This is a genomic window from Parageobacillus sp. G301 (assembly GCF_030268025.1).
GTDB lineage: Bacteria > Bacillota > Bacilli > Bacillales > Anoxybacillaceae > Parageobacillus_B > Parageobacillus_B toebii.
Genome location: NZ_BSDB01000002.1, coordinates 1,297,595 through 1,316,343 on the forward strand (window position 1 = coordinate 1,297,595; position 18,749 = coordinate 1,316,343).

Here is an 18,749-nt window from a genome sequence, read left to right on the forward strand (position 1 = left end):
GACCGTCAGTTGATTAAGGAGGGTTTAACATGGCAGAGGATATGAATTTAGAAGTGAATGTATATAAGGTAGGTGATATCGTTCGAGGCAAAGTGGTAAAACTAGAAGATAAACAAGTGCTTGTCGATATTGAAGGAAGCAAACAAAGCGGGATTATTCCAATTAGTGAATTATCTAGTTTGCATATTGAAAAAACAAGTGATGCTGTCTCTGTCGGCGATGAAGTGACGGCGAAAGTCAAAAAAGTAGAAGAAGGCGAAAATGAAGAGGATGGATTGTTAATTTTATCAAAAAAAGCGGTAGACGCGGACCGCGCTTGGGAAGAGTTAGAAAGAAAATTTTCTAGCGGAGAAACGTTTGATGTCGTCGTAAAAGACATCGTCAAAGGCGGGCTTGTTGCTGATGTAGGAGTGCGTGGATTTATACCTGCTTCTCTTGTAGAACCTCACTATGTTGAAGATTTTTCTGATTATAAAGGGAAGACGCTTGCGGTAAAAGTGGTGGAGCTTAACCGTGAAAAAAACCGCGTCATTTTATCACATCGTGCTGTTGTGGAAGAAGAGCAAGAACGCAAGAGCAAGGAGGCGCTTAGCCGTTTAGAGCCGGGACAAGTGCTTGAGGGAACCGTACGACGCGTCACCGACTTTGGCGTGTTTGTTGACGTTGGCGGCTTTGATGGTCTTGTACATATTTCGCAACTTTCCCATACACGTGTCGCCCATCCGTCCGAAGTCGTAAAAGAGGGAGAAACCGTAAAAGTAAAAGTGCTTGCGGTTGACGAAGAAAATGGCCGCGTCTCTCTTTCGATCAAAGAAGCAATGCCGGGTCCTTGGGAAGGGATTGCTGAAAAAGTCGCCCCTGGCGATATTGTCACTGGCAGGGTAAAACGGCTTGTGCCGTTTGGCGCGTTCGTTGAAATTTTCCCAGGCGTCGAAGGTCTTGTCCACATTTCACAAATCTCTAATAAGCGCATCGGCACCCCTCATGAAGTGCTAAAAGAAGGCGAAGAAGTAAAAGCGAAAGTGCTTGATGTAAACGAAGCGGAGCGCCGCATTTCGTTAAGTATGCGCGAGCTGATCGAAGAAGAAACAGCATCCGAAGAAGATTATAGCCAATATACAAAGCCATCCAATGAAGTAAGAGGCTTTCAAATTGGCGAAGTCCTCGGGGAACAGCTGAAAAAATTAAAATAACGAGGATGAGGCAATGAGCAGAGCAAAGCGGAAAATCGAACATATTCAGCATGCGCTCTCTACTGCCGATCAAGGTGCAAGCGGATTTGATGACATTACGTTTGTTCATCAAAGTTTACCTGATGTACGCATGAACGATATTCACTTGCATACTGCTTTAGGCGAACTTTCGTTAAGTTCGCCTTTCTTTATCAATGCGATGACCGGCGGCGGAGGAAAACAAACGTTTGAAATTAATAAAGGATTAGCGGAGGCGGCAAAACATTGCCGAATAGCGATGGCCGTTGGTTCGCAAACATCGGCGCTAAGAGACAATAAACAGCGAGGAACGTTTGAGATTGTACGAAAAGTAAATAAAAACGGCATTATTTTTGCGAACATTGGCAGTGAAGCGACGGTGGATGATGCGAAGCGTGCTGTAGATATGATTGAGGCGGACGGTCTGCAAATTCATTTAAATGTGGTGCAAGAACTTGTGATGCCGGAAGGAGATCGTGATTTTACGGGAGTACTGCTTCGCATCGAACAAATTGTTCAAGCCGTTCAAGTCCCTGTTATCGTAAAAGAAGTAGGATTTGGCATGAGCAAGGAAACTGCTTCGCGCTTAGAAGAAGTAGGCGTGAAAATCGTCGATGTTGGAGGCTTGGGCGGTACCAATTTTGCCCGTATTGAAAATAAACGACGTTCTAACATAATAACGTATTTTAATGATTGGGGGATTCCAACGGCGGCATCAATCGTAGAGGTAGCGCAAACCTCTCCTTCCTTAGTCGTGATCGGCAGCGGCGGTGTCCGTACAGCGTTGGATGCTGCGAAAGCGATCGCCCTAGGAGCATCCGCGGTTGGAATGGCGGGACCATTGTTGCGAACGCTTGTTGAACAAGGAGTGGAAGCGTTAGTCGCCTATATCGAGGAGCTTCATCATGATTTAACGTTGATTATGGGAGCGCTGGGAGCAAAGACGATCGATAAGCTGCAGCGTGTGCCGCTTGTCATTCGCGGCGATACGCATCATTGGTTAACGGAAAGAGGTTTTGACACGAAAGTGTATAGTTGTCGATAAATTCACCCTTCATCCCGATGACCAAAATCACGGGACGAAGGGGTTTTTCATTACTCCCTCTGATGTAAAGTGGGGAGATGAATCGCGGTGTTTTTTTATCCTTTAAATCGAACATATATTCTATAAAAAGATCAACAAAATCTATGCTCCATGGACAAAAAAGTTCTTTCGCACGCCAAAAGCTGGTCTCGCTTGGCTATACACCTGCAACCGTGAGTTGGAATAAGTGCCTCCGGCTAGCGAAGGAATGCTTTTTTCATGTTTTAAATAACTTTATTGTCAAAAAAGGGGTTATCGTATTTTAAAAATGGAAAAAATAAAAGTTGAGAACGCCTGCTTGTTAGAAAGAAGGGGAATTGGATGTTTTTTTTTAAAGAAAGGAAGAAAAGAAAACAAATCATAAAGAAACAAGAACAAGACCAAAAACAACAGAACCAAAATCAGCAACAACAGGACTTTCTTTCTACCAACTTAAATAAAAATCTGCAAAAACTGCAAAATATCTATCAAAATTGTATGGATGTCGTTTTTCGCCCATTTCAAATTGGTGGAAAAACAAAGGCTGCCCTTATTTATATCGACGGTTTAGCTGACATCGAAGAAATCGATGCGGGCGTGCTCACCCCTTTGATGAAAGAAAATAATGCCAAGGAGAATACCGATCAGTTCATTCATGTCAATCATATACTAGAACAAAAATTGACCGTTTCTAAGGTAAAGAGAGTACAAACGATAACAGAGTGCATTGAACAGATCTCTGGTGGAAATCCGGTCTTGCTTATCGATCAACAAAGCGAAGGATTCGCTTTAGGTTTGGCAAATTGGGAAAAACGTTCCATCGAAGAACCGGTGGGGGAATCCGTGGTAAGGGGACCGCGGGAGGGCTTCACCGAATCATTAGGGACTAATCTTGCTTTGTTGCGCAGAAAAATAAGAAGTCCGCAGCTAAAAATGAAATCAATGAAAATTGGCAAGTACACCCAGACCGAAGTAGTCATCTCTTATATTGAAGGAATTGCCGAGCAAGACTTAGTCCAAGAAGTAGAGGCACGGCTTAACCGTATCAAGTTAGACGGCATTTTGGAAACGAGCTATATTGAAGAGTTAATTGAGGACAATCCTTACTCCCCGTTTCCTCAAGTCTTGAATACCGAACGGCCTGATGTTGTAGCGGCAAACCTGCTTGAAGGGCGAGTAGCGATTCTTCAAGACGGCACTCCTTTCGTTTTGATTGTGCCGGTTTCTTTTTATTCCTTTCTGCAATCAAGTGAAGATTACTACGAACGATCCTTAATCAGCACGGCAACCCGCTGGCTGCGTTACATATTTCTTTTGATATCTCTTTTACTGCCGTCGTTGTATGTGGCGATCCTTACCTTTCATCAAGAAATGCTTCCTACTACACTTTTGGTAACCATCGCTGCTTCTCGGGAGAGGATTCCCTTTCCGGCACTGGTCGAAGCGTTGCTCATGGAGATTGTATTTGAGGCCCTGCGTGAAGCGGGGTTGAGGCTTCCTAAACAAGCGGGTTCTGCAGTTAGTATCGTTGGTGCGCTGGTGATTGGGCAAGCTGCGGTTCAAGCAGGCCTCGTTTCTGCTCCACTGATCATGGTAGTTGCTTTGACAGGGATTGCTTCTTTTACCATCCCGCGCTTTACGGCTGGAATGGCATTAAGGATGCTGCGCTTTCCCATGATCTTTTTGGCAGGGACGTTAGGGCTTCTCGGGATTATGCTTGGGCTGCTTATGATTGTTACTCATATGGTGACGCTTCGTTCTTTCGGCGTTCCCTACTTATCTCCGATGGCTCCAATACAAGGGGGCGAAATGAAAGACGTGCTGCTGCGCGCGCCTTGGTGGAAGTTCAATACACGCCCTCATTTAACGGGAAAGGATAATAACATTGAGCGGCAAAGTCCGGATCAGAAACCGAATCCTGATTACGGAGATGACGAGACGAGTAAAGGGAAAGGAGGATCATGATATGATCGAAAAAGGAAAAATATCTGCGGCGCAAATGGCGATGATGATGTATCCTACCATTATCGCCACCGCCATTCTTTTAGTTCCCGCGATCACCGCCCGGCACGCAAATCAGGATATGTGGCTCTCTCCTCTTTGGGCTTCTCTCGTTGGTTTTTTGACGGTCCATATTGCCGTTCGGCTGCATCAGCTCTATCCACAGAAAACCATTATCGAGTACAGCGGGGATATTCTCGGCAAATTTTTAGGGAAAGCGGTTGGGTTGATCTTTTTATTGTTCTATTTGCATATAACTGGAATTATTATCCGAGAGTATGGTGAATTTGTTGTAGGCAACTTTCTTATGCATACTCCATTAGTTTTTGTAATGGGAAGTATGATCCTAGTGTGCTCCTTTGCCGTCCGCGGCGGTGTGGAAGTGGTAGGCAGGCTTGCGGAATTGTCCGTACCTGTTGTGGTGATGTTTATATTGATCATTATTATCCTTTTGATTCCGGATATGGAAGCAAAGAATATGTTTCCAATTATGGAAAAGGGAATAATGCCCTCGCTCATGGGTGCGCTGGTCCCGCAAGGCTGGTTCAGTGAGTTTCTTCTCATCGCTTTTCTTCTTCCTTATGTAGCCGATCAAAATAAAGGAAAGAAATGGGGCATGATCTCGGTCACTGCGGTCATGTTGACTTTATCTTTCATCAACATTGCCATCCTTTTCGTTCTAGGAGGAATCACCGACCATTTTGCTTATCCCGTAGCGAGCGCCGTCCGTTACATTAGCATCGCGGATTTTCTTGAACACCTTGAAGCCGTCATAACGGCTCTTTGGGTAGTGGGTGTATTTTTGAAAATTTCTGTTTTTTATTATGCTTTGGTGTTGGGAACGGCGCAATGGTTGAATTTGTCGGATTATCGCCCGATCGTTTTTCCCATGGGATTTTTCATACTGTTATTTGCCGTCTGGTCGGCGCCGAATTTAATGGAATTGACCCGCTTTCTAGGAGGTTCTTCCTTGTTTTACCGGTTTACGATTCAAACGGGACTTCCTCTCCTTCTCCTATTTATCGCAAAATGGCGCAAAAGAACCAATAACCAAAAATTAACAGGATAGCAATGAAACAAGGGGAGAAAGGAGATAAACAAAAATGGGCATCTTGCAAAAAGCAGCAAAACTTCTTTTCGTTTGTGTTCATCTTATTTTGCTAAGCGGCTGTTGGGACAGGAAGGAAGTCAACGATTTAGCGCTAATCGTAGGATTAGGGATTGATCAAACAAAAGATGGGAAAATCATGCTTACAGCGGAACTAATCGTCCCGAAAGCAGTCGGTGGAGGAGGTCAGATGATAGGTGGCGGCGATGGCGGTGGCGGGGCCGAAACGATAGTAAGATCGGGAACGGGCACCACCGTGGCTGATGCGATCTCAAACCTGCAAGAGAAGCTTCCTCGACGTATTTTCTGGGGACACACGGAGGTGATTGTGTTCGGGGAGAAAGCAGCAAAAGCAGGGATTCGCCAGCATCTCGACTTTCTGGGCCGCAATCCAGAAGCTCGCCTTCGTGCCAATGTATTCGTGAGTAAAGGAACCGCGAAAAGTGTGCTTGAATTGTCCCCCCTAATAGAGCAAAGCTCAGCAGAGGTGCTGCGGGAATTGTCAGAATCGCAGCTTTTACTGCGAGTAACGGCAAAAGACGCTCTGCAAATGCTAAGCGGCGATGCCGGCGCAGCGGCTCTTCCCATGGTGAAGATTTTGCCCCCGGAAAAAGGGAAACAAGAGTTGCAGACCATTGCGTTTATCCAACGTACCGCTATTTTTAAGAAGGATAAAATGGTCGGGGATATTAATGATAAATTGACTCGAGGGGTGCTTTGGCTCAGAAATGAGGTCAAACAGGCGGATGTCACGGTTACGCCAAAAGGGGAAAAGGGGAAGATCACGTCCACGCTGATAAGAGCGCATACGGAACTCATTCCTAAATATGAGAAAGGCAAATGGAAGATGATCGTAAAGGCGACCGCAGAAGATGATATCATATTAAACGGAACGAAATGGAACTTAATGAATCCTAAGTATACGAAAATGATCGAAAAAGAATTGGCAAAGGAGACGGATAAGCGCATTAGAGACACATTGAAAAAAGTACAAAAAGAGATGAAGGCCGATATTTTTGGCTTTGCAGAGGTTTTCCATCGAAAATATCCAAGAGAATGGAACCGGGTGAAGGATCGTTGGGAGGAAATTTTCCCTGACGTTGAAGTGGTTGTGAAGACAAAGGCATACGTCCGTAGACCAGGCATAGGCACCACTCCGCAAGGATTGCCTGAACATGAGGTGAAACAATAATGAAGATTGTTTTTATACTGGGCACTCTTGTTTTGGTTGCCCTCATCTTTCTATACGAATGGCCGCGAATCAACCGAACGCAGAAAAAAGAAAAAGTCGTTTTTGTTGTACTTTTAAGTCTAGGAACGATTCTTGCGATAGTGTTAATATGGAATCCCGATCTTCCAGGGCCGACGCAGATGGTCGACTATATTTATAAACCACTCGGGCGAATGATGGAAAAATAAAAGTTCTTGATGTTCTGCTTTTTCAATTTGAAAGCTGACTCCATTTGTAATCATGGAGTCAGCTTTTTTGATGCTATCCTTTTTAATCTTTCTGCACTTGTCGCAGATAAATGCGGTGCGTCTACTTTTTAGTGTTGATTTCGTTCTCTAGCTGCTTCTGGGTCTTCGAGTCTTGTTGCGCCTTTGTGTTCGATAGATTGATCACGGTCCGATTCGACGCGGTGTGATTGTTTTAGCTTTTTTTCTTGCCGGTCTTTACCCACTTTGTTTTCTCTCCTTTCTTTTTCTATGTCATTCTTTACTATAACTATTTTTTATTTTCCTTATGCGCGAATGAATGTTCATAAAAGATGAAATAATGAACATAATAAGGGGGTGGAAGGTATGGAAGGTATTTATTTTTACTCCTTTTTTTGGATAATATGGATGATCGCAACTTTTTTTATGAAAAAAACACGCCAACGGACGATGTTGGCCGCGATCGCATTGATTACCATTATCCTCTCATCTGTTTCGCTGTATATAGGCAGTTTTTGTGTAACGCTTTCTTTTTTATTTCTTTTTTTCTTATCCTGTTATTTCGCGGCAAAGCAAACTCGTCGGAAGCTTCTATATTTAGTGATCGCCGCATTGACGATTGCCTTTGCCTATACATCTTTCCAATTGCTCGTTCTTTTTGACCCAGTATGGATATGGATGGATCGTACATGGATGCTTGCAGGGATGATATTCATAATATGTTTTCTATTTTACGAAAATATTCAATCACGCTTAGTATGCTTGATCATTGGAAGCTGCCAAGGAGAAATATTGTACTCCATCATTTCCAAAAGAGTAGCGTTTTCATATATCATTGGTTCTTTTTCTTTTTTAGACACAATATCCATTAGTGCGTTTTGCTTGCTTATTTGGACGCTATTCGAGCAGATTGCAGTGTATGTCGATGGGAAAAAACAAATAAGGGGGACAAGACAGCCATGAATGAATATACTTTTCCCATTCTATATGGAGTTGTGGTTGGAGTGCTGACACGGTTATATTTATTACGGACAGACTATCGTCAATATCCGACATATTTGCACGGAAAAACCATTCACATCGCTCTTGGTGTGATTGCTGCTGGCCTCGGCACCATTGCTGTTCCGGCCATTATGGAAAAAGAATTTACAGCCATCACTTTTTTAGCGCTTGCTGCGTCGCAGTTTCGTGAAGTACGCAATATGGAACGCAATACATTGAACGAACTTGACCAATACGAACTTGTGCCGCGAGGAAAGACATATATTGAAGGAATTGCCATTGTTTTTGAAGGGCGCAACTATTTAGTTATTTTTACTTCTTTCTTTTCCACACTTGCGTATTTAATATGGAATGTTTGGGCAGCAATGGTTGTCAGTGTGATTTGTTTGTTCATTGCGCACCGGTTAATGACAGGGAATCGCTTAAAAGATATTGCAGACGTGGAATATATAAAGCCGCATTTTGAAGGAGCGGGATTATATGTTGATAACATTTACATTATGAATATCGGGCTGCAAGCACGCCGCGAAGAGATTTTGCGATATGGGATGGGGTTTATTTTAACGCCGAAAAATTTTAATGCGCGCACAACGATTGCAAACCTGGGACAACGGCAGGCGATTTTGCATGACGTATCTTCCGCGCTTGGAGTATATCGCGATTCAGGGACGCCGGCGCTTGTGCCCCTAGCCAAACGGGATTTAAATGATGGGCGTGTGGGTATTTTTATTTTGCCGCAGGTAAATGATATCGAAAAGGCAAAAAAGATTATTGAGAATGCACCGATATTAGAAAATGCTATTCGTATGCCAAAAAAACGGCAGTTCATTCGAAGGGGAGAATAGAAGAATATGACACATGAGAAAATGATCCTAGCTGTCATTACAACGAATGCGCAAAAAGTTGCGGGAGGGGCTCCGATTTTTACATGTGAAACAAAAGAAGAAATGGAGAGGATCGCCGCCAATTTAGAAGCGATTCTTGATGGGATTGCTCATGAGCTGGCAGAAGAATTATTCATCATTGTCAAGCATTAGATTATTGTTGGCGAATGGTGTTTTTGATAAAATAAAACAGCTGTACCCTTCCTTGAAGGGTGCTTTTTTACAGTCGCGATACGTAAAGAAAGGGTGATAGCATGACCAATCCAGTCGTAGCAATTGTTGGACGTCCGAATGTTGGAAAATCAACGATTTTTAACCGAATCGTTGGTGAGCGTATTTCCATTGTGGAGGATGTACCTGGGGTGACTCGCGACAGAATTTACAGCAGCGCGGAATGGTTAAATCATAAATTTTACTTAATTGATACAGGCGGGATCGATATTGGCGATGAGCCGCTTTTAGTGCAAATTCGCCAACAAGCGGAAATCGCAATCGATGAAGCAGACGTTATTATTTTTATGGTAAACGGCCGTGATGGAGTGACAGCGGCTGATGAGGAAGTAGCGAAAATTTTACACCGTTCTAACAAACCTGTTGTCCTTGCGGTGAATAAAATTGATAATCCAGAAATGCGCGATCTCATTTACGATTTTTATGCACTTGGGTTTGGCGATCCATATCCGATTTCCGGTTCGCACGGAACGGGGCTCGGTGATTTATTGGATGCAGTAGCACGTCATTTTCCAAAACGCGGTCAAGAAGAATATGAAGAAGATGTAATTAAGTTTTGTTTAATCGGGCGGCCGAACGTTGGCAAATCATCCCTTGTTAATGCCATTTTAGGAGAAGAGCGCGTCATTGTCAGCGATATTGCCGGCACGACACGGGATGCTGTCGATACGACGTTTGTGAGGGAAGGACAAGAATATGTTATTATTGACACAGCAGGAATGAGAAAAAGAGGAAAAATTTATGAAAGCACCGAAAAATATAGTGTATTGCGCGCGTTAAAAGCGATTGAGCGCTCTGATGTCGTTCTCGTTGTTTTGAACGCCGAAGAGGGGATTATCGAACAAGATAAAAAAATTGCTGGATATGCCCATGAAGCGGGGCGAGGTGTAATCATTGTTGTAAACAAATGGGATGCGATTGAAAAAGATGACAAAACATTGATCGAATTTGAGCGGAAAATTCGCGATCATTTTCCGTTTCTTGATTATGCGCCAATCATCTTTGTTTCTGCAAAAACAAAACAACGCTTACATAAATTATTGCCGCTCGTTCGCATGGTGAGTGAAAATCATGCGATGCGCGTGCAAACAAATGTGTTGAATGAAGTGATTATGGATGCAGTAGCAATGAATCCGACACCAACGCATAACGGACGGCGTTTAAAAATTTATTACATGACGCAAGTGGCTGTAAAACCGCCAACGTTTGTTGTTTTTGTCAACGACCCGGAATTGATGCATTTCTCCTATGAACGTTTTTTAGAAAACCGCATCCGCGATGCGTTTGGCTTCGAAGGCACACCAATAAAAATCATCGCCAGACCAAGGAAATAAGAAAAGCGAAGGGCGCCTGCTCATCGGCGAAACGCGCTGGAGGACCCGCGAGGAGGCTGTCGCCGCCGCAGCGGGGCCGAAGCGACGCGAGCCGATGGCGCCCGGAGCTAGACAATAAGAAAAGCGAAGGCGGCGCGAATAGCTCCCGAAGCGAAATGTTCTCCGCCCGCGGAAGTGCTTGCACTTCAAGGGCGGAGGTTATTTCGCACAAGGGAGCTAGCCGCCGAAGCTAGACAATAAGAAAAGCGAAGGCGCCGCGTTCAGCCTTCGAAGCCAAATGTTCTTCGCCTGCAGGGGGTGCTTGTCACCCCGAGGGCGAAGGTTATTTGGCAGAAGAAGGCTAGGCGCCGAAGCTAGACAATAAGAAAAGCGAAGGCGCCGAAGCTAGACAGTAAGAAAAGCGAAGGGTGCCTGCTTATAGGCGACACCGAAAAGCGGAGGCGGCAAGCAATTTTATAAAAGGAAGTGAGAAACGGTGGAGCAAATTACAGTGCTAGGAGCAGGAAGCTGGGGGACAGCGCTTTCCATTGTTTTAGCAGATAACAAATATCTCGTTCGTCTTTGGGGGCACCGTTCGGAGCAGATTGAGGAAATAAACACAAAACGGACGAATGAAAAATATTTGCCAGGGATTCAGCTGCCTGAAGGAATTGTTGGTTATGATGATCTTTGTCGGGCGCTAGATCATATTCAAACGGTTGTGTTAGCTGTACCGACAAAAGCAATACGAGAAGTATTACGAAAAGTGGGCAATTGTATCCATGAACCAATCACCATTGTAGCAGTGAGTAAAGGAATTGAACCAGACACACATAAGCGTGTTTCTGAAATCATTGAGGAAGAAATGGGAGAGCTTTTGCAAGATGTTGTCGTCTTATCTGGTCCGAGCCATGCCGAGGAAGTAAGCTTGCGCCATCCGACGACCGTAACCGTTTCTTCGAAAAACATGAAAGCGGCGGAGCGCATTCAAGATTTGTTTATGAACCACCAATACTTTCGCGTTTACACCAATCCGGATTTAATTGGGGTTGAACTCGGTGGAGCGTTGAAAAATATTATCGCTTTAGCTGCCGGTATTACGGATGGATTAGGATATGGGGATAATGCAAAAGCGGCCCTTATTACAAGAGGTCTTGCAGAAATTGCCCGCTTAGGCTGCGCGCTTGGTGCCAATCCGCTAACCTTTGCCGGATTAACAGGCGTCGGCGACTTAATTGTCACATGTACAAGTGTTCATTCACGAAATTGGCGCGCTGGTCATATGTTGGGAAAAGGAAAAAAGCTGGATGAAGTGCTTGAAAGCATGGGAATGGTTGTAGAAGGGGTAAGAACAACGAAAGCGGCTTATCAGCTTGCCAAAAAACTCGGAGTAAAAATGCCAATCACGGAAGTGCTTTATGAAGTACTGTTCGACGGAAAAGATCCAAAAGATGCGGTGGATTCGTTAATGTCGCGCGGGAAAACGCAAGAGATGGACGATTTAATGAATATTCTTACGGAATCGCAACAGTAAAAATAAAGAAAATAGGCGTTCGATGATACAAGTTGTTTGTACTTCGCATACAATACTACGAACAACTATAGACTTGAGCTTCCGGAACAAGGGTATTATTGTTAAACTGAAGTAAAGAAAGCCCCGCTTTACTTCAGTTTTTTTTTTTTGCGCCGTGTATTAGGTGATATGCTATAATAAGTGTCGAAAAAAGGAGGAAAAACGATGTCACCGGCGTTGGCGAAAATGTGGATTGCCATTACCTCAATGGTATTCATGTTTATTTCGGTATTTTCAATTTATATTAGCCGTTATAAAGCAAAAAACAAGATTATTCGATTTATTTTGGCATTTATCGCTTATGTTCTTATGATTTTAGCAGGAATTATTATTATTTTTGTCGTATTTAGCGGGCCTACACCAGAATAGACACGGTTAAAGGATGGATTGTAAATGAAATGGATTGTTCGTTGCATGGCATTGTGCTTGATGTTATTCTCTCTCTCAGGCTGTCTGTATCCAGAAGAACGGTTAAAACAAAATCAAATTCCGTACGAAGACCAAGTGGCTGCGGTGCAATCGGCAGTTAATCAATACCGTGAGTCAACGGGAGGGCTTTTGCCGATAAAAACGCGCGATATGAAAACTCCGATTTATCAAAAGTATCCTATTGATTTTAATAAATTAATACCACGTTATATGCAGGAACCACCAGGAAACGCCTATGAAAGCGGCGGGATTTTTCAATACGTCATTGTAGATGCCGAAAACAATCCAACCGTTAAGTTGCTTGACTTGCGCTCAGCCGAACAAATTCGCGAACTGAAATTGCGTTTGAAAATGTATCAAGATCAACATAAATATCCTCCGTTTAAGAAAATGATCGCAAAAGGGGTATTTACACTTGATTATAAAAAACTCGGTTATAAAGAGCCGCCGCATGCTGTCAGTCCATTTTCGGGAAACAATTTGCCATTTGTCATTGACTATAATGGAGAAATTTATATCGATTATCGCATTGATTTATATAATGCGTTAAGAAAAGAAAAACACCATTATCGGCCAGGTGATGATATTCGCGATATATTAGTGAAACATTCGTTGTTTGTGCCGGCTTACTCCCTTCCATATACGATTGATCCCAAAACAAATGAACCAATTTTTTTAACGAATTAAGTCATGAACCCTTCTCTAGGAAAATACATTCTAGAGAAGGGATTTTTTATATTTTAGTCATAAATGAATAGGACAACATCATATTCATATAGTGTCCTACAATACTAGCAAATTCGGTTGTTAACTATAACGACCCAAAGACTGGAGGGGAGTCATTTGGAAAAAGTCGATATTTTCAAAGATATCGCCGAGCGAACTGGTGGCGATATTTATTTAGGAGTAGTCGGAGCGGTCCGGACCGGTAAATCTACTTTTATAAAAAGATTTATGGAACTTGTCGTCATCCCTAACATTAAAAACGAAGCAGATAAAGCGCGTACGCAAGATGAACTGCCGCAAAGCGCCGCTGGAAAAACGATTATGACGACGGAGCCAAAATTTGTACCGAACCAAGCTGTTACCGTAAAAGTCGATGAGGGATTAGAAGTAAATATTCGCCTCGTTGATTGTGTAGGATATGCTGTTCCAGGCGCAAAAGGCTATGAAGATGAAAACGGCCCGCGTATGATTCATACACCATGGTACGAGGAGCCGATTCCGTTTCATGAAGCGGCAGAAATCGGCACACGAAAAGTGATTCAAGAACATTCTACGATCGGTGTGGTCATTACGACCGACGGCACAATCGGCGAGATTCCGCGCCAAGATTATGTGGAAGCAGAAGAGCGCGTCATTAATGAGCTGAAGGAAGTCGGTAAGCCGTTTATTATGATTATTAATACCGTTCGCCCTCATCATCCTGATACAGAAGTTCTTCGTCGCGAGCTTGCGGAAAAATACGATATTCCAGTGTTAGCAATGAGCGTAGAAGGCATGCGAGAAGCGGACGTTTATAACGTGCTTCGTGAAGCATTATATGAGTTTCCGGTATTAGAAGTGAATGTGAACTTACCGAGCTGGGTCATGGTGCTCCGCGAAGATCATTGGCTTCGCGAAAGCTATCAAGAAGCTGTGCGCGATACGGTAAAAGACATTAAACGGCTGCGCGATGTCGACAGAGTTGTGCAGCAATTCAGCGAATATGATTTTATTGAAAGAGCCAGCCTTGCCGGCATTGAAATGGGGCAAGGAATTGCGGAAATTGACTTATATGCACCAGATGAACTGTATGATCAAATTTTAAAAGAAGTCGTTGGTGTAGAAATTCGCGGAAGGGATCATCTATTACAGCTCATGCAAGATTTTGCCCATGCAAAAGCCGAATATGATCAAATTGCTGATGCACTGAAAATGGTTAAACAAACCGGTTACGGTGTTGCAGCGCCGGCGCTTTCCGATATGAGCCTAGAAGAGCCGGAGATTATTCGCCAAGGATCTCGCTTCGGTGTTCGGCTAAAAGCGGTAGCTCCGTCCATTCATATGATTAAAGTGGACGTCGAATCGGAATTTGCGCCAATTATCGGTACGGAAAAACAAAGCGAAGAACTTGTCCGTTATTTAATGCAAGATTTCGAAGATGATCCTCTCTCCATTTGGAATTCGGACATATTTGGCCGTTCGCTTAGCTCGATCGTCCGCGAAGGCATTCAAGCAAAACTTGCCCTGATGCCGGAAAATGCGCGCTACAAGTTAAAAGAAACGCTAGAGCGTATTATTAACGAAGGCTCTGGCGGTTTAATCGCAATTATTTTATAAAAAAAAGGCTCCATGTTTGGAGTCTTTTTTTACTGCCCGCATTACTATGTGAGAAAATGATAGAAACCCTTGAAAACAAGGATTTTATCTTGATAACGTATAGGACATATGATAATCTTTTATCAGAAAAAGTTGCTTTCTTTGGTGAAATGTGCCTAAATTTTATTGATTTGCTGAAAATGTGTTGAATTATAGCGATAAATTGTTTAATATTAGGCATGTCACCGAAATTTATACGTATAGAAATATGAGAAAATGTGAAGAAATGGAATTAGTGGGAAATTTTTTTACAACTCTCTTGGGAGGAGGTGAATGGTATGAATAAAACGGATTTAATCAACGCAGTTGCTGAAACTAGCGGTCTTTCCAAAAAGGACGCAACAAAAGCAGTAGATGCTGTATTTGAATCTATTACGGAAGCGTTAAGAAAAGGTGATAAAGTTCAATTAATTGGATTTGGGAACTTTGAAGTGCGCGAGCGTGCAGCTCGTAAAGGACGCAATCCGCAAACAGGAGAAGAAATGGAAATTCCTGCGAGCAAAGTTCCTGCTTTCAAACCAGGTAAAGCTCTTAAAGATGCTGTAAAGTAAGCTTACATAATAGAGCAATCAAGAGCTTTTAAGGAAGGGTAGCAATATGCTTCCCTTCTTTTTTGCTTTTTTTTCGTTATATATGCTAGAATCGGATTACATTCAGCTTTTATGATGCAGGAGGATGTTGTTTGTATGCCACACGTGAATTATGAACAAATTGAATATGCAGTTCGGCTGATTTTAGAGGCGATTGGGGAAGATCCGAATCGTGAAGGATTGGTCGATACGCCAAAACGAGTTGCGAAGATGTATGCCGAAGTATTTGCGGGATTGCATGAAGATCCAAAGCAGCATTTTCAAACTGTGTTTAATGAAGACCATGAGGAGTTAGTGCTAGTCAAAGATATACCGTTTTACTCTATGTGCGAGCATCATTTAGTTCCGTTTTTTGGAGTCGCTCATGTCGCATATATTCCTCGCGGCGGAAAAGTCACAGGGTTAAGCAAGCTGGCACGAGCGGTGGAAACAGTAGCTCGCCGCCCGCAATTGCAGGAACGCATTACAGCGACAGTGGCTGATTCGATTATGGAAACACTCGATCCATATGGAGTAATGGTAGTGGTCGAAGCAGAACATATGTGCATGACGATGCGCGGCGTGAAAAAACCAGGAGCAAAAACAGTGACAACGGCGGTGAGAGGAGTATTTGAAACGGACCAAGTCGCCCGTGCAGAAGTGCTTTCGCTCATAAAAGGATAAAATATACGAATAACTAAAAAGGAGGAGAGAGTTATGAATATAAACAGCGACTATATCGTTATTAAAGCACTCGAGGATGGTGTGAACGTCATCGGGCTAACAAGAGGAGCGGATACACGTTTTCACCATTCGGAAAAGCTCGATAAAGGCGAAGTGTTGATCGCTCAATTCACTGAACATACATCAGCCATTAAAGTAAGAGGAAAAGCGTATATTCAAACGAGACATGGAGAAATTGAGTCAGAAGGAAAAAAGTAATTTAACGATTTTCTATTGAAACTAGAGCGTTTACAGAAAAATTATGTTATAATTACTCCGTTATATTGTATGCAAATTTTTGGGGGCAAGGGTGATTATATTGAAAAACATCATGATAAAAATCGCATTGTTAAAAGAGCAAATTGAACGATTTCTTCACCATTCTTATTTGCTTCAGCATATACCGTCAAGACAAATCGACGAAGATCGCATTTTGCTATCATTATCCATGTTAGAAGATGCGCAAATTTCCCCAGAGAAAGCTGACCATTATATTATTCCAATGATGCTTGTCCAAATCGCCCTTGATACCCATGACGAAGTAACAAATTCTGTTTCCAACCATGAAGACGATGATTTGAAAACAAGACAACTAGTGGTCCTTGCAGGGGATTTATATAGCGGTTTATATTACGATTATTTAGCAAAGTTGAATGAAATTTCGATGATTCGTCTGTTTGCAGAGGCCATTAAAGAGATTAATGAGCATAAAATTCGATTATATCAAAAAGATATTGAACGAATTGAAACATTATTCGACAGTGTTGGAACGATTGAGTCAGCATTAATTTGCAAAATGGCAGAGCATTTTTCTGCGCCGTTATGGGTAAATTTTTCGTATGATTACTTGCTGTTAAAACGGTTAAACAAGGAAAGAGAGACGTTTATCCATTCCGGTTCTTCCGTTTTGTTTGAGCAAATGGCAAATATCGTATTTCCAAAAACAAAAACGGTGACAAAAGAGCAAAAACATTATTTGCTCCATATTTGTAATCGCTATATTGACCATTGCAAAGAGAAATTGCTAAAAATGAAATTAGAAGTCAATGAGGCGTTGCAAATCCGCATTTCCGAGTTAACTGGCGGTTTTTCAGCCATCGCGAAAAAGACGGTGGAAGAAGGGTAGAAGTATGTATCAATCAAAAGAAGAACGGGTTCATCATGTATTTGAAAAAATTTATAAACATTACGATCGAATGAATTCGGTCATTAGTTTCCGGCGTCATCTCAAATGGCGTGAGGATACGATGAAGCGAATGAATGTACAAAAGGGGAAAAAGGCGCTCGACGTTTGCTGCGGTACTGCCGATTGGACGATTGCGCTTGCTGAAGCGGTCGGGCCAAGCGGTGAAGTATACGGGCTTGATTTCAGCAAAAATATGTTGCAAGTTGGCGAACAAAAAGTAAAAGAACGCCAGTTGACAAACGTAAAACTGATTCACGGCAATGCGATGAACATACCATTTCCTGATAATACGTTTGATTATGTAACGATTGGCTTTGGTTTGCGCAATGTACCTGACTATATGACGGTGCTGAAAGAAATGTATCGCGTCGTAAAGCCAGGCGGCAAAGTCGTTTGCCTTGAAACATCGCAGCCGACGTTAATTGGTTTTCGTCAGTTATACTATTTTTACTTTCGCTTTATTATGCCTCTATTTGGAAAGTTATTTGCAAAGAGTTATGAAGAATATTCGTGGCTTCAGGAATCGGCGCGCGATTTTCCTGGAAGGGATGAGCTTGCACAGATGTTCCGCGACGCCGGCTTCGTCGATATTGAAGTCAAATCGTACACATTTGGAGTTGCTGCGATGCATTTAGGTCATAAACGATAATAGTTAAGGTGAACAGGATGAAGTTAAAAGCAATGTATTCGTTTTTGAATACGGATTTACGTGCAGTTGAAAAAGAATTAGAAAAAACGGTCCAGTCCGATTACTCGCAATTGAGCGAGGCTGCGCTACACTTGTTGCAAGCGGGCGGAAAACGGATCCGTCCCGTTTTTGTATTGCTTGCCGCAAAATTCGGTACATATGATATTGAACGAATTAAACATGTGGCAGTGGCGTTGGAGTTAATCCACATGGCTTCACTCGTTCATGATGATGTGATTGATGATGCGGAGCTAAGGAGAGGAAGAAAAACGATTAAGGCAAAATGGAACAATCGTTTTGCCATGTATACCGGCGACTATATGTTTGCCCGTTCTCTTGAACAGATGGCACGCCTTGAGAATCCGCTTGCTCATCGCATTTTAGCGAATACGATTGTCGAAGTATGCCGTGGTGAAATTGAACAAATTAAAGATAAATATCGTTTCGATCAAAACCTTCGTTGTTACTTGCGGCGCATCAAACGAAAAACAGCGCTATTGATTGCGGCAAGCTGCCAGCTCGGAGCGATTGCCGCAAACGCTGCAAAAGACGTGGCAGAGCGTCTTTACTTATTTGGCTATTATGTTGGCATGTCATTTCAAATTACGGATGACATTCTTGATTTTACCGGCACGGAAGCAAAGCTCGGCAAGCCGGCGGGAAGCGATCTATTGCAAGGAAATGTAACGCTTCCTGCGTTATTCGCGATGGAGGATAAACATGCAAGAGAGAGAATTACAGCTGTTCATCCGAAAACAACGCCAAACGAAATGAAAGAAATTATTACGTTGATTAAACAAACCGGTGCGATCGAAAAATCGTATGCGCTTAGCGACCGCTATCTGCAAAAAGCGTTTCGTGTATTAGAAACGCTGCCAAACAATAAGGCGCGTTCCACATTATATGACATAGCAAAATATATCGGAAAAAGGGATTTCTAGCGCTTTCAAGGACATTATTGCTAATGCGC

General features: G+C 42.8%; 21 protein-coding genes. 20 read left to right on the forward strand and 1 reads right to left on the reverse strand.

All coding sequences use genetic code 11. The features are described 5' to 3' along the window. Positions 1–29 precede the first annotated feature (29 nt). The 6 genes from rpsA (at position 30) to QSJ37_RS15490 (ending at position 6,802) form a co-directional block, all read left to right on the forward strand. Entirely contained in the window at positions 30–1,193 is a 1,164-nt protein-coding gene (gene rpsA / locus QSJ37_RS15465) for a 30S ribosomal protein S1 (RefSeq protein ID WP_285756007.1), read from the forward strand. Between the two features lie 13 nt (positions 1,194–1,206). Then, positions 1,207–2,256 carry a type 2 isopentenyl-diphosphate Delta-isomerase gene (gene fni / locus QSJ37_RS15470; protein ID WP_081189600.1) on the forward strand — a complete coding sequence of 350 codons (1,050 nt, stop codon included), beginning with the start codon at positions 1,207–1,209 and terminating at the stop codon, positions 2,254–2,256. A 360-nt stretch (positions 2,257–2,616) separates the two neighbouring features. Continuing rightward, positions 2,617–4,239 carry a spore germination protein gene (locus QSJ37_RS15475; protein WP_285756008.1) on the forward strand — a complete coding sequence of 541 codons (1,623 nt, stop codon included), beginning with the start codon at positions 2,617–2,619 and terminating at the stop codon, positions 4,237–4,239. Position 4,240: 1 nt separating this feature from the next. Beyond that, positions 4,241–5,344, forward strand: a complete 1,104-nt coding sequence (locus tag QSJ37_RS15480; RefSeq protein ID WP_285756009.1) for a GerAB/ArcD/ProY family transporter — start codon at positions 4,241–4,243, stop codon at positions 5,342–5,344. Positions 5,345–5,378: 34 nt separating this feature from the next. Next, positions 5,379–6,575: a Ger(x)C family spore germination protein gene (locus QSJ37_RS15485; protein WP_285756010.1), complete on the forward strand. Its 1,197-nt coding sequence runs from the start codon at positions 5,379–5,381 to the stop codon at positions 6,573–6,575. Then, a complete protein-coding gene (locus tag QSJ37_RS15490; protein ID WP_285756011.1) occupies positions 6,575–6,802 on the forward strand; it encodes a hypothetical protein in 228 nt (75 codons plus the stop codon). Before QSJ37_RS15485 ends, QSJ37_RS15490 begins: the two co-directional genes overlap by 1 nt. A gap of 128 nt (positions 6,803–6,930) precedes the next feature. Here the strand turns inward: QSJ37_RS15490 and QSJ37_RS15495 are convergent, their stop codons facing one another. Then, the gene (locus tag QSJ37_RS15495) at positions 6,931–7,065 is read right to left on the reverse strand and encodes a YpzI family protein (RefSeq protein ID WP_015864298.1); all 135 of its coding nucleotides are present in this window, start codon (positions 7,063–7,065) and stop codon (positions 6,931–6,933) included. Positions 7,066–7,186: 121 nt separating this feature from the next. Between QSJ37_RS15495 and QSJ37_RS15500 the strand changes: the two genes are divergently transcribed. The 14 genes from QSJ37_RS15500 (at position 7,187) to hepT (ending at position 18,720) form a co-directional block, all read left to right on the forward strand. After that, complete coding sequence (locus tag QSJ37_RS15500; protein WP_285756013.1) at positions 7,187–7,783, forward strand: YphA family membrane protein; 597 nt, start codon at positions 7,187–7,189, stop codon at positions 7,781–7,783. Continuing rightward, positions 7,780–8,667 carry a YIEGIA family protein gene (locus QSJ37_RS15505; protein ID WP_285756014.1) on the forward strand — a complete coding sequence of 296 codons (888 nt, stop codon included), beginning with the start codon at positions 7,780–7,782 and terminating at the stop codon, positions 8,665–8,667. Before QSJ37_RS15500 ends, QSJ37_RS15505 begins: the two co-directional genes overlap by 4 nt. Before the next feature lie 6 nt (positions 8,668–8,673). Then, entirely contained in the window at positions 8,674–8,859 is a 186-nt protein-coding gene (locus tag QSJ37_RS15510) for a capping complex subunit for YIEGIA (RefSeq protein ID WP_015864295.1), read from the forward strand. A gap of 101 nt (positions 8,860–8,960) precedes the next feature. Continuing rightward, positions 8,961–10,271, forward strand: a complete 1,311-nt coding sequence (der, locus tag QSJ37_RS15515; RefSeq protein ID WP_015864294.1) for a ribosome biogenesis GTPase Der — start codon at positions 8,961–8,963, stop codon at positions 10,269–10,271. Between the two features lie 475 nt (positions 10,272–10,746). Continuing rightward, complete coding sequence (locus QSJ37_RS15520; RefSeq protein WP_041269699.1) at positions 10,747–11,784, forward strand: NAD(P)H-dependent glycerol-3-phosphate dehydrogenase; 1,038 nt, start codon at positions 10,747–10,749, stop codon at positions 11,782–11,784. 204 nt (positions 11,785–11,988) lie between these two features. After that, positions 11,989–12,192 carry a DUF2768 domain-containing protein gene (locus QSJ37_RS15525; protein ID WP_015864292.1) on the forward strand — a complete coding sequence of 68 codons (204 nt, stop codon included), beginning with the start codon at positions 11,989–11,991 and terminating at the stop codon, positions 12,190–12,192. A 24-nt stretch (positions 12,193–12,216) separates the two neighbouring features. Continuing rightward, complete coding sequence (locus QSJ37_RS15530) at positions 12,217–12,939, forward strand: hypothetical protein (RefSeq protein ID WP_285756016.1); 723 nt, start codon at positions 12,217–12,219, stop codon at positions 12,937–12,939. Between the two features lie 156 nt (positions 12,940–13,095). Further along, on the forward strand, positions 13,096–14,574 hold the full coding sequence (gene spoIVA, locus QSJ37_RS15535) for a stage IV sporulation protein A (protein ID WP_015864290.1): 1,479 nt from the start codon (positions 13,096–13,098) through the stop codon (positions 14,572–14,574). A gap of 317 nt (positions 14,575–14,891) precedes the next feature. Further along, a complete protein-coding gene (locus QSJ37_RS15540) occupies positions 14,892–15,164 on the forward strand; it encodes an HU family DNA-binding protein (protein WP_015864289.1) in 273 nt (90 codons plus the stop codon). Positions 15,165–15,299: 135 nt separating this feature from the next. Further along, positions 15,300–15,866, forward strand: coding sequence for a GTP cyclohydrolase I FolE (gene folE, locus QSJ37_RS15545; RefSeq protein WP_285756018.1), 567 nt, complete (start codon positions 15,300–15,302; stop codon positions 15,864–15,866). 33 nt (positions 15,867–15,899) lie between these two features. Continuing rightward, positions 15,900–16,124, forward strand: a complete 225-nt coding sequence (mtrB, locus tag QSJ37_RS15550; protein WP_015864287.1) for a trp RNA-binding attenuation protein MtrB — start codon at positions 15,900–15,902, stop codon at positions 16,122–16,124. A 112-nt stretch (positions 16,125–16,236) separates the two neighbouring features. After that, positions 16,237–17,031, forward strand: coding sequence for a heptaprenyl diphosphate synthase component 1 (locus QSJ37_RS15555; RefSeq protein ID WP_483313617.1), 795 nt, complete (start codon positions 16,237–16,239; stop codon positions 17,029–17,031). A 4-nt stretch (positions 17,032–17,035) separates the two neighbouring features. After that, on the forward strand, positions 17,036–17,740 hold the full coding sequence (menG, locus tag QSJ37_RS15560) for a demethylmenaquinone methyltransferase (protein ID WP_285756021.1): 705 nt from the start codon (positions 17,036–17,038) through the stop codon (positions 17,738–17,740). A gap of 17 nt (positions 17,741–17,757) precedes the next feature. Next, positions 17,758–18,720 carry a heptaprenyl diphosphate synthase component II gene (gene hepT / locus QSJ37_RS15565; protein WP_015864284.1) on the forward strand — a complete coding sequence of 321 codons (963 nt, stop codon included), beginning with the start codon at positions 17,758–17,760 and terminating at the stop codon, positions 18,718–18,720. Positions 18,721–18,749 lie beyond the last annotated feature (29 nt).